Source organism: Anoxybacillus sp. UARK-01 (assembly GCF_002075365.1).
Taxonomy (GTDB): Bacteria; Bacillota; Bacilli; order Bacillales; family Anoxybacillaceae; genus Anoxybacteroides; species Anoxybacteroides rupiense.
Genome location: NZ_NASY01000047.1, coordinates 336,454 through 349,312, shown reverse-complemented (window position 1 = coordinate 349,312; position 12,859 = coordinate 336,454). Strand labels below are relative to the sequence as shown.

The following is a 12,859-nucleotide window of genomic DNA, read 5'->3' as shown; positions in this document are numbered from 1 at the left end:
TTTCAGCCTCGTTCTATACATCCATTGTATAATGTTTTCTGAAAAAATAAAAATCAGACTCCTTTGCTCAGGAGTCTGAATCAAAAAAGCGATTAAGCCGGAAAATATCGAACAAGTTGTTCAATGGCACGATGGTCCATTATTTTTTTTCCATATTCTGCAACACGATGAATCGTGATCGTCGATGAGCTGCCAAACTCCGCTAATATAGCGATAAAATCATCGGCAGCAACAGGCGGCTCTTCTGAGACGTGCAAATAAAAGCGTTGATTATACGAATACAGCGTGCCGTCCACGCAGCCAATAGCATAAAGACGATGAGCCAACTGGATGACATCTTCAAACGTTTGGAACTCATAAAATATATCCTCGCTCTCATCGAGCGTCACTTGCATTTCAATATAATCATCAGCAAACTCTTCGTCAAAATCATGCTCTTGGTCTTCGCTCGTTACGATCACAACCATTCCCTGTGCCGGTAAAGAGTATACTTCCACCGCAATGGAGCCATTTACTTCAAAACCAAGTTCTTCGTTGGCTTCCTCAATCATGTCGCGAAACAATTGCTGCACTTTAAACGTGTCTTTCCATAAATCATCTTTCGTTAAGCCGCGATCCATTAAATCATCAAAGGTGAGGAAAATTTTTATTTTGTTGTGGGTTAAGCGTTCAAGGCGCATCAACACCCCTCCTTACCTACACAGCCATCTTCTTATGTTCATTGTATGAAAGAAACTGTAAATGGTTCTATTGTTATTATTGAGTTTACATCGTTTTTATCTATTTAGACAAGCATAATATGTGCAAATATGTAGTTTTTTCTTACTTCCTCATTTATGAAGCAACAAAGCAGCTTAAGAAACGTTCATAAAATTGAATTTGCGGATTTTTTATGCAATCTCCAGCCAAACATCACGATCTGTTCAACGATATTCCTTTGCAAACCAGACAGAATTACGATCAAAGCTTGTCCTGTTGCCGAGCAAAGAAGCTCCCATACCCGTGGCGCTAGTGTGACATTACATGAAACGATGACCATAAGTGAATCCATTTGATTCTGCATCACAAGTGCTCTAAAATAAATCTCCCCCACCTGCACTCCGTCAAGAGGGGGAGACTTTTCGGTGAATGATGTAAAAATGTTCAGGTGCAGCTATCCTGCAAACACTTCCTATTCGCCAATAAGAAAACGTCATCGATTCCATAAAATCCTATTTCTATCTTTCCTAATAATCACTATTTTCGTCATGAACATATATTGACGTATATTATAGATAAAAGCAGAAAAATCTAGGCTCTTGGAGCATCTTCAGCTTTGCACTCAATCGTAATGAGATTCGCTTCAGCAGGCGCTCCAAAACGCAAGGGAATGCGCCTTGTCCCATATCCGTTGCTTATGAACAGAACCGTTTGTTTGATTTGTTTCAGCCCCCCTTTTTCCTTAATTCCAAAACGTCCCAAACGAATTTGCCCCCCGTGAGTATGCCCGCTGAGTACAAGCGCAATGCGGTGAGCGGGACGAATTTTCCTTTTTATTTCTGGATTATGGCAAGCAATGATGCGGAATGCTTCTTCTTCCACGCCAAACAATGCAGAATCAAGGCGTGCCTTCCTCTTGCTAACATCATCAATCCCAATCAATGCTACTTTTTCTCCTTCTTTGGACCGAAGCGTAACTGCTCGGTTATCTAGAACATGGATGCCTTCCTGCCGCAAAAGCGCGTCCAGTCTTTCATAATCCGCTTCATAATCATTATTTCCCCAAACAAAATACGTCGGCGCAATTTGCTTTAAACGCCGTATATTTTCTTTTGTGCGTGCCAATGGCACCCCTTTTTCTGTCAAATCTCCGCCAATAACAACGATATCTGCCTTCTCCTGCGCTTGCTCAATGATTTTTTTAGACACGCGGCGGCGATGAATATCGGAAATAAAAAAGATGGTCAACGCCCGAAAGCTTTTCGGAAAATCGGAAAATGCTACATGTACGTTCACAATCCGATTTCGGTGCGCTTCCCACCACATATATGCGACCAAGCCTATACAAAAAAACAGAACGAGCATCATCATAAATTCTTCTCCTACAAAAGCTTTTTATACCGATGACCAGATGAAAAATCTACCGCTATCATACCATAAACAACAGAAAAAATGAAAAATAAAAGCGATAAGCGTTTATTAAGATGAAACAACCAATAAAAGCTGCCCACTACCGTATAACTCGCTAGCCATTCATACCAATTGACGATTTTCCTAATGAAAAGCTGAACCGCCCCTTCCACCATTGTTCGGATGGCCATGGCATTGGCAAGAAAGCCAATAAAAAAGCAAGCCATTGCCAAAAATGAGTGCAGCGGGCGAAATGTAAAATCAGCCAAAAAATTGACCCAAGTAAACGGAGTCACATCTGGCATCCAGGAAATCATCAAATAGCCACATACGTAGCCAACCGCCACATAAAAAAGCTGCTGCCGCATCTCATCCCTCCCTATTCTTTACATGTATTCATGAAAAAAGAAACGTATGCATAAACATAGACTGAAGCTTGATTGTAAAGGAGGCGTATGCATGTTCACTACGCGAAAGCAATACTATCCATATATCAGCCCATTTGACCCTTGCCCGCCGATCCGTGTCAAAACATATGTGACGGCACCGAATTTGTACCTCGGCTTCCAACCGCCAAACTTGCCGCAATTTTCTCCTCATGAAGCATTACAAAAAGGAACGCTTTGGAAGGTATTTTACGATCCTTATTACAGCCCATACGAAATGGCAAACAAGGGTGATTACAAATGAAGCAGCTACCAAAAGAATATTATGAGTTGCTTGAACAATTGCAGGCTGTTGATTTTGTGCTTGTTGAATTAACTCTCTACCTTGACACTCATCCAAATGATTATCAAGCCATTCAGCAATTTAACCAATTCGCTCAAAAAAGAAAACAATTAAAAAAACAATATGAAGAAACCTATGGCCCTCTCCAGCAATTCGGCAATAGTTATTCGAGCTACCCTTGGAATTGGGACGATACTCCATGGCCATGGCAAGTGTAAATGACGAGATCAAGGGGGAAGCAACATGTGGATTTATGAAAAAAAGTTACAGTATCCCGTGCGTGTCAGCACATGTAATCCCAAATTAGCGAAATATCTAATTGAGCAATATGGCGGAGCTGATGGCGAGCTTGCGGCCGCTCTTCGCTACTTAAATCAACGATACTCTATTCCTGATAAGGTGATTGGATTATTGACTGATATCGGCACAGAGGAGTTTGCCCATTTAGAAATGATCGCCACCATGGTCTACAAATTAACCAAGGATGCAACCCTTGAACAGTTAAAAGAAGCCGGCTTAGATGCCCACTACGTCAATCACGATCGCGCTCTTTTTTATAACAACGCCGCAGGGGTACCATGGACAGCCGCCTATATTCAAGCAAAAGGCGATCCAATCGCTGATTTATACGAGGATATCGCGGCCGAAGAAAAAGCAAGGGCGACCTATCAATGGATTATTAATATGAGCGACGACCCTGATTTAAATGATGGTTTGCGGTTTTTACGCGAGCGAGAAATCGTTCATGCTCAGCGATTCCGTGAAGCGGTTGAAATTTTAAAAGAAGAGCGTGACCGCAAAAAGATTTTTTAATAACGGCAGGACGTGCAAAAAAATCCGTTTGCTTTTCGAAGGACTGAGAATAGCTGAATGATCGCCTCATTCAGCTATTTTCATAAAATAAGTTAATATCATATTTCGCTTTCATCATTTCAAACCATTTATGCCGTTCCTTCCACTCCTCCTCATTTTTCCATAATTCAGCACTTTTTTGAATAATTTCACAGCGCAGCAAATGAAATTCCTCTTCTGCTTTCTCACATTTGTTCTTATAAAATGATATAGCCCAATACAACGTAAACAAAAGCAATAAAGCATATAAGTGCTCTACTTTTCCGAAAAACTGTGTCATCACATTAGCAACCGTACCGCCCAAAGGCGCGATCTCCCATATAATATATATAAAAAACAATATAAATCCGATACTTGTCACGATTTGTAGCATTTTCACTTTTTGTTTGAATTTCTCCCATTTTTCTTTTTTTTCAATCACTCCGAGCAGCATTTGCTTTGTTACTTCGTCCTTTAGTCCCGAAAGCCATTCATCCACGGCAACCGTTCCCCTTTAACTAAATGGTTACTTCCATCTTATGTACAAGCACAATAAAATAGAACAAAAAAAGAGACGATATTCGTCCCTTCATTTTAATGAAATATTGGGGATTTGCAAAACCTGTCCTTTATGGAGCTGTGAGGTTTGGAGATGGTTCCATTTTTTAATAATCTCCATTCCTTTTTCCGTTTTGTAGTAATCCATCGCAATGCTAAAAAGCGTCTCGTTTTCTTTGACGACATGCGTAGTGACTTGCGGTTTTTCCTGCTTTTTCTCTGCGGCTTCAGAGTTCTCTGTATCGGACTTTACGATCGTCTTCTGCTGTGTTGGCCGCTTTGGTATTTTCTCGCTTTCGCTTTGCTCTCTTTCAATATCAATCGGCTCGTAGCTGCTGCTTGTTTGCACCGTGACGACAGGCAAGTCATCATCATACAGATGATGGACAATTAAAATCGTAACAGGTAAAAGAATAAAAAATACGAATAATAGCCGGATCAGCGGATATTTGATTTTCCATTTTCTTTTTTTCTTCTTTTGTTTCGTCCGTTTCCGTTTATGTACTTCACTGCGAGACGGGAGAGCAAGCACATCCATTTTTTTTTCAGGCTGCCTCCAATCATTGGTTTGCTGACGCAACAGCTCAGCTTGGTCATAAGCATGCTTCAATATTGTTCACCTCAATCCTCTGGATGCTTCGCTTGAAGATAGTCAAGGCGAATATGAACAGCCAGCACAAAATTAATGAAAAAATGGGCGGAAATGGTGACCCAAAGAATTCCGGTCCAAGCATAAAGATAGCCGAGAAAAAAGCTTAGCAGCATCACCATGATAAACGAAAACCATTTTGCCAAATAACGAACATGTAAAACAGCAAAAATAAGGCTTGCTGCCAATAAGCCGAAGCGTGTCTGAAGGACCCCTCGAAACAGCCATTCCTCAGTAAAAGCGATCACAAGGCATAGCCAAAGCAAGTGAGGAAGTGAACGAGTTTGAAACAGCTTCTCATTAATGCCTCCATCGTCATACCACTCTTTTGGCAAATAACGAAGCAGCAAAAACTCAAGCGCCAGTACCAGAAGCGCGCCACCGCCCCCGTATAAAACAACTGTCGCGGTCTCCCAGCGCCACATTCGTTCGAATGCCGTCCCATCCAACAAAAACCAGCCTAACCCGCTGGAAATAATGAGGAGCAGCCCTTGCGTCACATATAAATGACGCAGTACTTCTCGATCACTCATGGTTTGAATTTGTTTACTTTGTCTGCTCATGAAGGCTCCCCATTTCAAAAAACATTCGCTGCAGTTCTTTTTGCCAGCTGTGGAACGTCCATGTGTCTTCGTTCTGCGCTGCACGTTTTTCATAGTGATGAAGCGAAAAACCGCATATGTCACAGCACATGCTTGGCTTTTGTACAAGCCGCTGATCAAAATACGATAAAAGCTGCTGGCGGCGGCACGAGGAATGAAACAGCCATTTCAGCATTTGCTGTAGCTTTTTTTGCTTCCATCTCCTTCTCGCCTCGATCATTTGTAATATGTTCGCTTCCACCTTGTCAAGGTTCTGCGAAGCTAGTTGCTCGCTTTCAAACATGTACTGCAAAATTCGCCATTGCGTGTCGCTCAGACCTAGCATCGCACTAGGTACCTGCGAAGACCATTCAGGTTCTGAAAATCTCTTATGCTCTATAAACAACCGAATTTGTTCACGAGCTGGCAGCTCTGTTTCTATAAGTGATTGTACCATTTCCTCATCGCCATGGGTATACAGTAAAATCGCAACACTATTTTTCCCATCTCGGCCTGCTCGTCCAATTTCTTGCATGTACGCTTCTATTTGCCCGGGCAAATGAAAATGAATCACATAACGAACATTTTCTTTGTTTACGCCCATTCCAAAAGCACTTGTACAGCAGACGAGCTGCAGTTGATCGCACAAAAACTGTTGTTGAATAAGCATGCGCTGCTCCGCATCCATTCCTCCATGATAATAAGCCACCTTCTCCATTCCTTCCCCCTGCAATTTGCGGGCAAGGACCTCGGCCCATTGCCGGCTTGAAACATAGATCATTCCTGGGCCTTGCAATATTTTTACATAATGAAATATCCTCTCTACTTTTTCTTCAACGGATGAAACACACTCCACCTTCATCGCAATATTCGGACGATCGACAGGATGAATGTGCAGCTGTGCCTGCTTCAGCTGCAATGTAGCTAAAATATCATTTATAACTTCAGGAGGTGCTGTAGCCGTTAATGCTAAACAAGGCGGATTTCCAAGCTGATGGCGAATATGGCCAAGCTTCAAAAAATCAGGACGGAAATCATGCCCCCACTGTGAAATACAGTGAGCTTCATCCACAACAAATAAAGAGATTCCCGCTTTCTGTAAGGCTTCTATCCATTTTGGTGATTGCAATATTTCTGGAGATGCATAAATGAAGCGAAATGGGCGCAAATCGGTCAGCGCCGCCTGCTTCAAACTGCTTGCTAGAAAGCTATTAATCGCAATCACTCTCTTTTCCCCGCGCTTTCGTAGCTGCTGCACTTGATCCTCCATCAATGAAACAAGCGGAGAGATAATTAAAATACGACCAGAAAAAATATAACCAGGAAGCTGATAGCAAAGCGATTTCCCCCCGCCTGTTGGCAGCATCGCCAATACATCGTTTCCTTTCAAAACATCTTCGATAATTTCTTTTTGTCCCGGTCGAAACGAACGATAACCAAACGCTTTCTCCAATAATTGTTCAAGATTCACCAGCTTCCCCTGCCTTTGCCAAGATCAACCGAATTTCAAAATAGCTGACATGATCTCCAACAGCCTTACGGATTTTTCTTAATTGTTTGGTTCCCAGTTCTTTTGTTGCTTTCATAACGTTTCTTCTCGTTTTTTCATCAACAAATGGTTCAATCGAAAAACCGGGAACATTCGCAGCAATTTCCACAATATGATCTTCAATTGTACTCCGTTTTAATCCACGAATCCGGGCTATTTCTTCAATATCCTTTTGACTTTGCAGCCACTCATACGTTTTTTGCGCCGATCGCGTCAACGAAACAGGAGAAACGAGATCGCGCGCTAATGCGTGCAAAATCGGAAAGGAAGCGGCATCACGCACCAGCCTTTCCATCATATAGTGAAGAACATGCTGGAGCATAAGCTGAATGTAAAGCGAATCTTTGTTGAAGAAAGCGGCTAACTGCTCATTTGTCCAGCCAATCCGTTCAAAGCTGGTAAGCCGTAGCGTTAACATCTCCGCCTCTTCATCCGACAGCGCTGTAAGCAGATCCACCAGCTCGTTATACAAAGCATGCGCCCATTCAGAAGCTGTTCGTTTTTGTGAAAATATGTATCTCTTTACCCATTCAAATGTTGCTTCATGTCGATGAATCGGTTCAAATCGGCATTTATGAACAAGGTTAGAAATTGTCTGCACAAAAAGCGACAGCCGGTACCAAAATAATGTATCTACCGAATGATATAAAAATCCATTTAAGTGCTTCAAAAAACGAGCAGAGGGGAGCCAACGTTCAAACTGCTCCTCACCTTTTTCTGTTAATACATAGGAACGGTCACCGACAAGTGAGAGACATTGGTCGGTCATAAGCTCTGCAGCCGCCTTCTCAAGCTCGTACCCGGAAACATCCTTATATGCTCCAAATAATTTCTCTAGTCGGAACCATTTGCTATCTTGCAGCGTTTGCGCTGATTTCTTTCCTGAAAGTAAATGGTAAACAGCCGATAGAGAACGTTCACCGTTAAAACGCTGTAAACAAAATAAAAGAAGAAAATGCAAGGTCCTATCCATCCATCATCGCCTCTTACAAGTCATATTGCCTCCAAAAAATGAGCATCTATCAGGAACGAGCGGATGTTCTGGTCTTCTTCTTGGACATGGCAGAAGTTGCCCCTGTTCTTCATTCGCGCTTTTGTTGCCAGCAAACGAACAGATCCTCAAAAAGCCGCTAGTCATCCTTCATCATTCTACATCTTTTTATCATATCGATCCCAGCCTACATCGATTGTACCAAAACTCGAATGAAGTGGAAACGTTCATCCTGTTCGTGTATATAATAAATATAAACTTAAGGAGCTCGAATAGAGAGAGGATGGATAGCTGCAGCGGACCGAGGAAGTTTCATCACTTGTCTTTACCGCTTCTTCGCTTGACAAGTCCCCGGGTACCATCTCAAAAAGACAACTCGGAATCCATCCCCTCCGCTTAGAGTTGGAAGACTTCACAATGGATAGATTAGCAGCGATGCTTGATCTATACAGCTATGAGAGCTATTCTCACTTGACTTTTAGGTTGAAAAGTTGGACAAAGCACTTTATTATAGGGATAGAGAATATGTTTTGGTTACATATGCACGGTCTATTCACCGGCGCAAATCGAATTGGGGAGGTCATTTTATGCCAAAGTATACGATTGTTGATAAAGAAACCTGTATTGCTTGCGGTGCTTGCGGCGCTGCGGCTCCAGACATTTACGACTACGATGATGAAGGAATTGCCTATGTAACGCTTGATGATAACCAAGGAATCGTTGAAATTCCAGATATTCTCCTTGATGATATGATGGATGCGTTTGAAGGCTGTCCAACTGACTCCATCAAAGTTGCTGACGAGCCATTTGATGGTGATCCAAACAAGTTTGAGTAAGTCCCCATCCCCCTCTCTTGAACAAGGTAAGAGGGGGATTTTATTTGCTTTTCGTAGTGCCATCGGCTTGAACCCAACAAACCAGCACATTGGAACAAATCCTTTCGTTTAGAGATAGGAGATGGATCGGTGAATGTGTTCAATATCCATTCATTATTCGTGGCGCCAGATCCAACCGATTCCCTTATTGGCTATATATTTAATGAATGAATGGTATCTGTAAAAGCCCGTGGTCAAAAGGCAAGGCGGTGACTTGTCACGGCCACACTTTGGCGTGACCGAGCGCCAACTATCGACTGTCATATAAGAGCAATGTTTGAAAGATCAAGTTGTATCGATCATCATGGCTAATAATGCCCAACTAGCTCCACGAGTAATGAATAGATTCATAGACTATATCATATAGATATGAGAGCTGTTTGCAAGAAACGAGCTTTCAGCATCCACTCAGCACCACAGGCATATTGCTATATTTTGCTACTGTGTTTTATAATAGAAGCGCATACATACAAGAAGGAGGAAATGAGTCATGTCGTTTGAAAACAAAATAGTAGAAGCGTTTATCGAAATTCCGACAGGCAGTCAAAACAAATATGAATTTGATAAAGAGCGCGGCATCTTTAAACTAGATCGTGTATTATTCTCTCCAATGTTTTATCCAGCAGAATATGGTTATTTAGAGAATACGCTTGCTCTTGATGGCGATCCGCTTGATATTTTAGTCATCACAACCAATCCGACCTTCCCTGGCTGCGTTATTGATACTCGCGTCATCGGTTACTTAAATATGGTAGACAGTGGAGAAGAAGATGCTAAACTCATCGGTGTCCCTGTCGAAGATCCTCGTTTCGACGAAGTTCGCAGCATCGAAGACCTCCCGCAGCATAAATTAAAAGAAATCGCTCACTTCTTTGAACGCTACAAAGATTTACAGGGCAAGCGAACAGAGATCGGCACTTGGGAAGGTCCAGAAGCTGCGGCTAAGCTAATTGAAGAGTGCATCGCCCGCTACCAAGAAACAAAAAAATAAATCCATCACTTGAGAAGCCAAGCGGAAAGCATCCGCTTGGCTTTCCTTTTTAGCAAATTCCGAACACTTCTTATAAAAACGCTTACATTTGTATGACTTCTTGATATTTCGTTGACAGACTATTTCTCCTATGATAAATTATCAGAAATTCAGAATTGTTGTTCCTGAAAGGAGTGCATCATTTTGTTTCGCATTTTAGTATCCGATCCAATCAGTGAAGAAGGTCTAGCCCCCCTCAGAAAATCCGAACATATTGAAGTTGTGCAAAAGAAGGTAACAGAAGCCGAAGAGCGATTGCACGAATTCGACGCTTTGCTTGTCCGCAGCGCTACAAAAGTAACAGAAGAGCTTTTAGTGAAAATGCCAAATTTAAAAATTGTCGGCCGCGCAGGGGTTGGGGTCGATAATATTGATGTTGAAGCAGCCACTCGTCACGGTGTCGTTGTCATTAACGCTCCCAATGGCAACACGATTTCCACAGCTGAGCATACATTTGCCATGATGGCCGCACTCGTTCGTCACATCCCCCAAGCACATGTTTCTGTCAAATCGCGCGAATGGAACCGTTCCGCCTTCGTAGGCTCCGAATTGCACGGCAAACATTTAGGCATTGTCGGCTTCGGCCGAATCGGCTCAGAAGTCGCTAAACGTGCGCGCGCATTTGGCATGAATGTTCATGTATATGATCCTTTCTTAACGAAGGAACGGGCGGAAAAGCTTGGTGTTTCGATTTGCTCGCTTGATGAAGTGCTCGCTCTCTCCGATATTATTACGGTACATACACCGCTAACCAAAGAAACAAAGGGGCTGCTTGGCGAAAAAAATCTCGCCAAAACGAAAAAAGGAGTTTACTTGCTAAACTGTGCCCGTGGAGGAATCATCGATGAGCAGGCTCTTGTCAAATTTTTAGAAAACGGCCATGTCGCTGGGGCTGCTCTTGATGTGTTTGAACAAGAGCCTCCTGGAGATCATCCGCTTCTTTCTTTTGATAACGTCATTGTCACACCGCATCTTGGAGCATCCACAATAGAAGCACAGCTTAATGTTGCTACCCAAGTAGCAGAGGAAGTTCTTCAGTTTTTAAACGGAAAACCAGTCACATCTTCGATTAACCTACCAACATTGTCTAAAGATTTGTACGAAAAAATTCAATCATTCTATACTCTTGCGAAAAAAATGGGAATGATTGCTTCCCAATATATGAATCTTCCTGTTCAAGAGATTACGGTGACTTACGCAGGGACCGTGGCTGATTTAGAAACAACCTACATCACGCGAAGCCTGCTTGCTGGCTTTTTAAAACCGCGTGTCGCTTCGACTGTCAACGAAGTCAATGCAGCTATGATCGCTAAAGAGCGCGGCATTACATTCGGGGAAAAATTTTCTGATCAAACACATGGCTATGCCAACTGCATTTCGTTAACCGTGTATGGCGAAAATAAAACATTTACTATTATGGGTACTCATATTCCAAATTACGGAAACCGCATCGTCTATTTTGATGGTTTTTCGATCGATTTTGCGCCAGAAGGACATCTTCTCTATATTCAACATCAAGATAAGCCAGGAATGATCGGAAAGGTTGGAAACGTATTAGGCAGCCATCATGCTAATATCGCAACCATGCAGGTAGGACGGCAACAAGCCGGCGGAAGAGCGATTATGATGCTTTCGTTAGATAAGCCACTCGACGACGGGCTGTTAGAAAAACTGGTTGATATTGAAGATATTGAATCAGCGAAAAAACTGGAGCTATAAAAGAATAATAGAAAAGGAGAACGGGGCCATCGTTCTCCTTTTTACTGGCTAACCTTTGTTCCTTGATGAAAAAGCCATTGCCATTTTCCGTTGATTCGCTTCTAAAGGAAGAAGCCGCTCCTTGAATTCGTCCTTCCTTTGAACTCCTCCCATTTTCGCTTCGAAGCGGGAGATTTTGGAAAACCTGAAAGAGCGTCTTCTGTCGGGATACGATAAAAGTCCCGACCTGCCGCTAGCAAATTCGGCCGTTTTCTTTGATTATCCTAGCGGAACCGCCTGCCGCTCACCTTTATGGAAGGTGATCAACTCTGTATAGCCCACTTCGCGAGCAAGCGCAATCGCTTGGTCAAAATCAGCGCCAACATGTTCAGGAACATGAGCATCTGATGAAAGCACAATAGGAATTCGTTTATCATGGCACATTTGCAATAAGCGTCTGTCAGGGTACAGTTCGCCTACAGGTTTGCGCAAGCCCGCCGTGCTGATTTCCACGCACGTTTTCGAATTGGCAAGAGCGGTTGTCGCCCTGTCATACTGCTCATACAAAAACTCTTCATCTTTGGGCACGTAATTAAAGATTTTCACTAGATCCAAATGCCCAATAACATCGAACAAGTTCGATTCCGCCAAGGTTACAACTTGATCGAAATATTTTCGATATGTATCATATAAATCGCGACGCTCCCATTCTTTTCGATACTCAGCCAAATCAATGCCAAAATCATCGATCCAATGAATTGAACCGATGACATAGTCAAAATCATACGCTTGAATAAATGCCGCCATTTCTGCATGCTTTCCTGGTGTATAGTCCATTTCAATCGACATTTTCACATCGATCCCCGCATCCCATGCCTCATGAAACAAACGGACATAGTCAGCCATATCATAATATCTCCGCTCTTCGACCCAAGGGTTGGAAAGAATGTTTTTCGTTTGATAAAAATGATACGCATGCTCAGAAATGCCAAAATGCTGAATGCCTTTCCGTTTCGCTTCGTCGGTGAATTGCTTTAAATAATCAAGCGTCAGCGTTCCCCTTTCCAAATGATTATGGTAATCTGTCAGCATACAATCTCCTCCCACTGTGTTTTCCTCATTATATCTTATTGTTAAGCGGAAGGACAATGATTTGCCTGAATTTTCACCCATTATCCAGCAAGACCAATGAAAAATAACAAGCGAATACACATGACCATGCCAGCCACCGCAAGCAGCCGTTTCATTACATCTTCCAT

Annotated in this window: 15 protein-coding genes; 6 read left to right on the top strand and 9 right to left on the bottom strand. The window is 42.5% G+C overall.

Features of this window, described 5'->3' with window-relative positions; all coding sequences use genetic code 11:
• Window positions 1–92: 92 nt before the first annotated feature.
• The 3 genes from B6A27_RS13930 to B6A27_RS13915 form a co-directional block, all read right to left on the bottom strand.
• Complete coding sequence (locus B6A27_RS13930; protein ID WP_066145521.1) at window positions 93–680, bottom strand: genetic competence negative regulator; 588 nt, start codon at window positions 678–680, stop codon at window positions 93–95.
• 610 nt (window positions 681–1,290) lie between these two features.
• Complete coding sequence (locus B6A27_RS13920; RefSeq protein WP_139788138.1) at window positions 1,291–2,067, bottom strand: metallophosphoesterase; 777 nt, start codon at window positions 2,065–2,067, stop codon at window positions 1,291–1,293.
• 14 nt (window positions 2,068–2,081) lie between these two features.
• The gene (locus B6A27_RS13915; protein ID WP_080862384.1) at window positions 2,082–2,477 is read right to left on the bottom strand and encodes a hypothetical protein; all 396 of its coding nucleotides are present in this window, start codon (window positions 2,475–2,477) and stop codon (window positions 2,082–2,084) included.
• Between the two features lie 91 nt (window positions 2,478–2,568).
• Between B6A27_RS13915 and B6A27_RS13910 the strand changes: the two genes are divergently transcribed.
• From B6A27_RS13910 to B6A27_RS13900, 3 genes are read left to right on the top strand one after another with little or no spacing between them, the layout of a single operon-like run.
• The gene (locus tag B6A27_RS13910) at window positions 2,569–2,799 is read left to right on the top strand and encodes a spore coat associated protein CotJA (RefSeq protein ID WP_044742222.1); all 231 of its coding nucleotides are present in this window, start codon (window positions 2,569–2,571) and stop codon (window positions 2,797–2,799) included.
• The gene (locus B6A27_RS13905; RefSeq protein WP_044742221.1) at window positions 2,796–3,056 is read left to right on the top strand and encodes a spore coat protein CotJB; all 261 of its coding nucleotides are present in this window, start codon (window positions 2,796–2,798) and stop codon (window positions 3,054–3,056) included. Before B6A27_RS13910 ends, B6A27_RS13905 begins: the two co-directional genes overlap by 4 nt.
• Before the next feature lie 25 nt (window positions 3,057–3,081).
• Entirely contained in the window at window positions 3,082–3,651 is a 570-nt protein-coding gene (locus B6A27_RS13900; protein WP_066145530.1) for a manganese catalase family protein, read from the top strand.
• Between the two features lie 70 nt (window positions 3,652–3,721).
• Here B6A27_RS13900 and B6A27_RS13895 read toward each other — a convergent pair whose 3' ends face one another.
• From B6A27_RS13895 to B6A27_RS13875, 5 genes are all read right to left on the bottom strand, one after another.
• Window positions 3,722–4,123: a DUF2663 family protein gene (locus B6A27_RS13895; RefSeq protein ID WP_066146504.1), complete on the bottom strand. Its 402-nt coding sequence runs from the start codon at window positions 4,121–4,123 to the stop codon at window positions 3,722–3,724.
• A gap of 135 nt (window positions 4,124–4,258) precedes the next feature.
• Complete coding sequence (locus tag B6A27_RS13890) at window positions 4,259–4,837, bottom strand: LysM peptidoglycan-binding domain-containing protein (RefSeq protein WP_066145532.1); 579 nt, start codon at window positions 4,835–4,837, stop codon at window positions 4,259–4,261.
• A gap of 11 nt (window positions 4,838–4,848) precedes the next feature.
• Window positions 4,849–5,439: a CPBP family intramembrane glutamic endopeptidase gene (locus B6A27_RS13885; RefSeq protein ID WP_066145535.1), complete on the bottom strand. Its 591-nt coding sequence runs from the start codon at window positions 5,437–5,439 to the stop codon at window positions 4,849–4,851.
• Window positions 5,423–6,931, bottom strand: a complete 1,509-nt coding sequence (locus B6A27_RS13880) for a RecQ family ATP-dependent DNA helicase (protein ID WP_080862383.1) — start codon at window positions 6,929–6,931, stop codon at window positions 5,423–5,425. The genes B6A27_RS13885 and B6A27_RS13880 overlap by 17 nt, the downstream gene beginning before the upstream one ends.
• Window positions 6,918–7,979 carry a YpbB family protein gene (locus B6A27_RS13875; RefSeq protein ID WP_080862382.1) on the bottom strand — a complete coding sequence of 354 codons (1,062 nt, stop codon included), beginning with the start codon at window positions 7,977–7,979 and terminating at the stop codon, window positions 6,918–6,920. The genes B6A27_RS13880 and B6A27_RS13875 overlap by 14 nt, the downstream gene beginning before the upstream one ends.
• Window positions 7,980–8,584: 605 nt before the next feature.
• On the opposite strand from B6A27_RS13875, the gene B6A27_RS13870 reads away from it, so the two are divergent.
• The 3 genes from B6A27_RS13870 (at window position 8,585) to serA (ending at window position 11,621) form a co-directional block, all read left to right on the top strand.
• Window positions 8,585–8,833, top strand: a complete 249-nt coding sequence (locus tag B6A27_RS13870) for a ferredoxin (protein WP_044742215.1) — start codon at window positions 8,585–8,587, stop codon at window positions 8,831–8,833.
• 529 nt (window positions 8,834–9,362) lie between these two features.
• Window positions 9,363–9,863 carry an inorganic diphosphatase gene (locus B6A27_RS13865; RefSeq protein ID WP_080862381.1) on the top strand — a complete coding sequence of 167 codons (501 nt, stop codon included), beginning with the start codon at window positions 9,363–9,365 and terminating at the stop codon, window positions 9,861–9,863.
• Between the two features lie 183 nt (window positions 9,864–10,046).
• Entirely contained in the window at window positions 10,047–11,621 is a 1,575-nt protein-coding gene (serA, locus tag B6A27_RS13860) for a phosphoglycerate dehydrogenase (RefSeq protein WP_080862380.1), read from the top strand.
• Between the two features lie 258 nt (window positions 11,622–11,879).
• Here the strand turns inward: serA and B6A27_RS13855 are convergent, their stop codons facing one another.
• On the bottom strand, window positions 11,880–12,692 hold the full coding sequence (locus B6A27_RS13855) for a histidinol-phosphatase (protein WP_080862379.1): 813 nt from the start codon (window positions 12,690–12,692) through the stop codon (window positions 11,880–11,882).
• Window positions 12,693–12,859 lie beyond the last annotated feature (167 nt).

Excerpts from the sequence above, each read along its gene's own strand:
- B6A27_RS13930 (WP_066145521.1), bottom strand. The coding sequence starts at position 680 with ATGCGCCTTGAACGCTTAACCCACAACAAAATAAAAATTTTCCTCACC.
- B6A27_RS13920 (WP_139788138.1), bottom strand. The coding sequence starts at position 2,067 with ATGATGCTCGTTCTGTTTTTTTGTATAGGCTTGGTCGCATATATGTGG.
- B6A27_RS13915 (WP_080862384.1), bottom strand. The coding sequence starts at position 2,477 with ATGCGGCAGCAGCTTTTTTATGTGGCGGTTGGCTACGTATGTGGCTAT.
- B6A27_RS13910 (WP_044742222.1), top strand. The coding sequence starts at position 2,569 with ATGTTCACTACGCGAAAGCAATACTATCCATATATCAGCCCATTTGAC.
- B6A27_RS13905 (WP_044742221.1), top strand. The coding sequence starts at position 2,796 with ATGAAGCAGCTACCAAAAGAATATTATGAGTTGCTTGAACAATTGCAG.
- B6A27_RS13900 (WP_066145530.1), top strand. The coding sequence starts at position 3,082 with ATGTGGATTTATGAAAAAAAGTTACAGTATCCCGTGCGTGTCAGCACA.
- B6A27_RS13895 (WP_066146504.1), bottom strand. The coding sequence starts at position 4,123 with ATGCTGCTCGGAGTGATTGAAAAAAAAGAAAAATGGGAGAAATTCAAA.
- B6A27_RS13885 (WP_066145535.1), bottom strand. The coding sequence starts at position 5,439 with ATGAGCAGACAAAGTAAACAAATTCAAACCATGAGTGATCGAGAAGTA.
- B6A27_RS13875 (WP_080862382.1), bottom strand. The coding sequence starts at position 7,979 with ATGGATAGGACCTTGCATTTTCTTCTTTTATTTTGTTTACAGCGTTTT.
- B6A27_RS13870 (WP_044742215.1), top strand. The coding sequence starts at position 8,585 with ATGCCAAAGTATACGATTGTTGATAAAGAAACCTGTATTGCTTGCGGT.
- B6A27_RS13865 (WP_080862381.1), top strand. The coding sequence starts at position 9,363 with ATGTCGTTTGAAAACAAAATAGTAGAAGCGTTTATCGAAATTCCGACA.
- B6A27_RS13855 (WP_080862379.1), bottom strand. The coding sequence starts at position 12,692 with ATGCTGACAGATTACCATAATCATTTGGAAAGGGGAACGCTGACGCTT.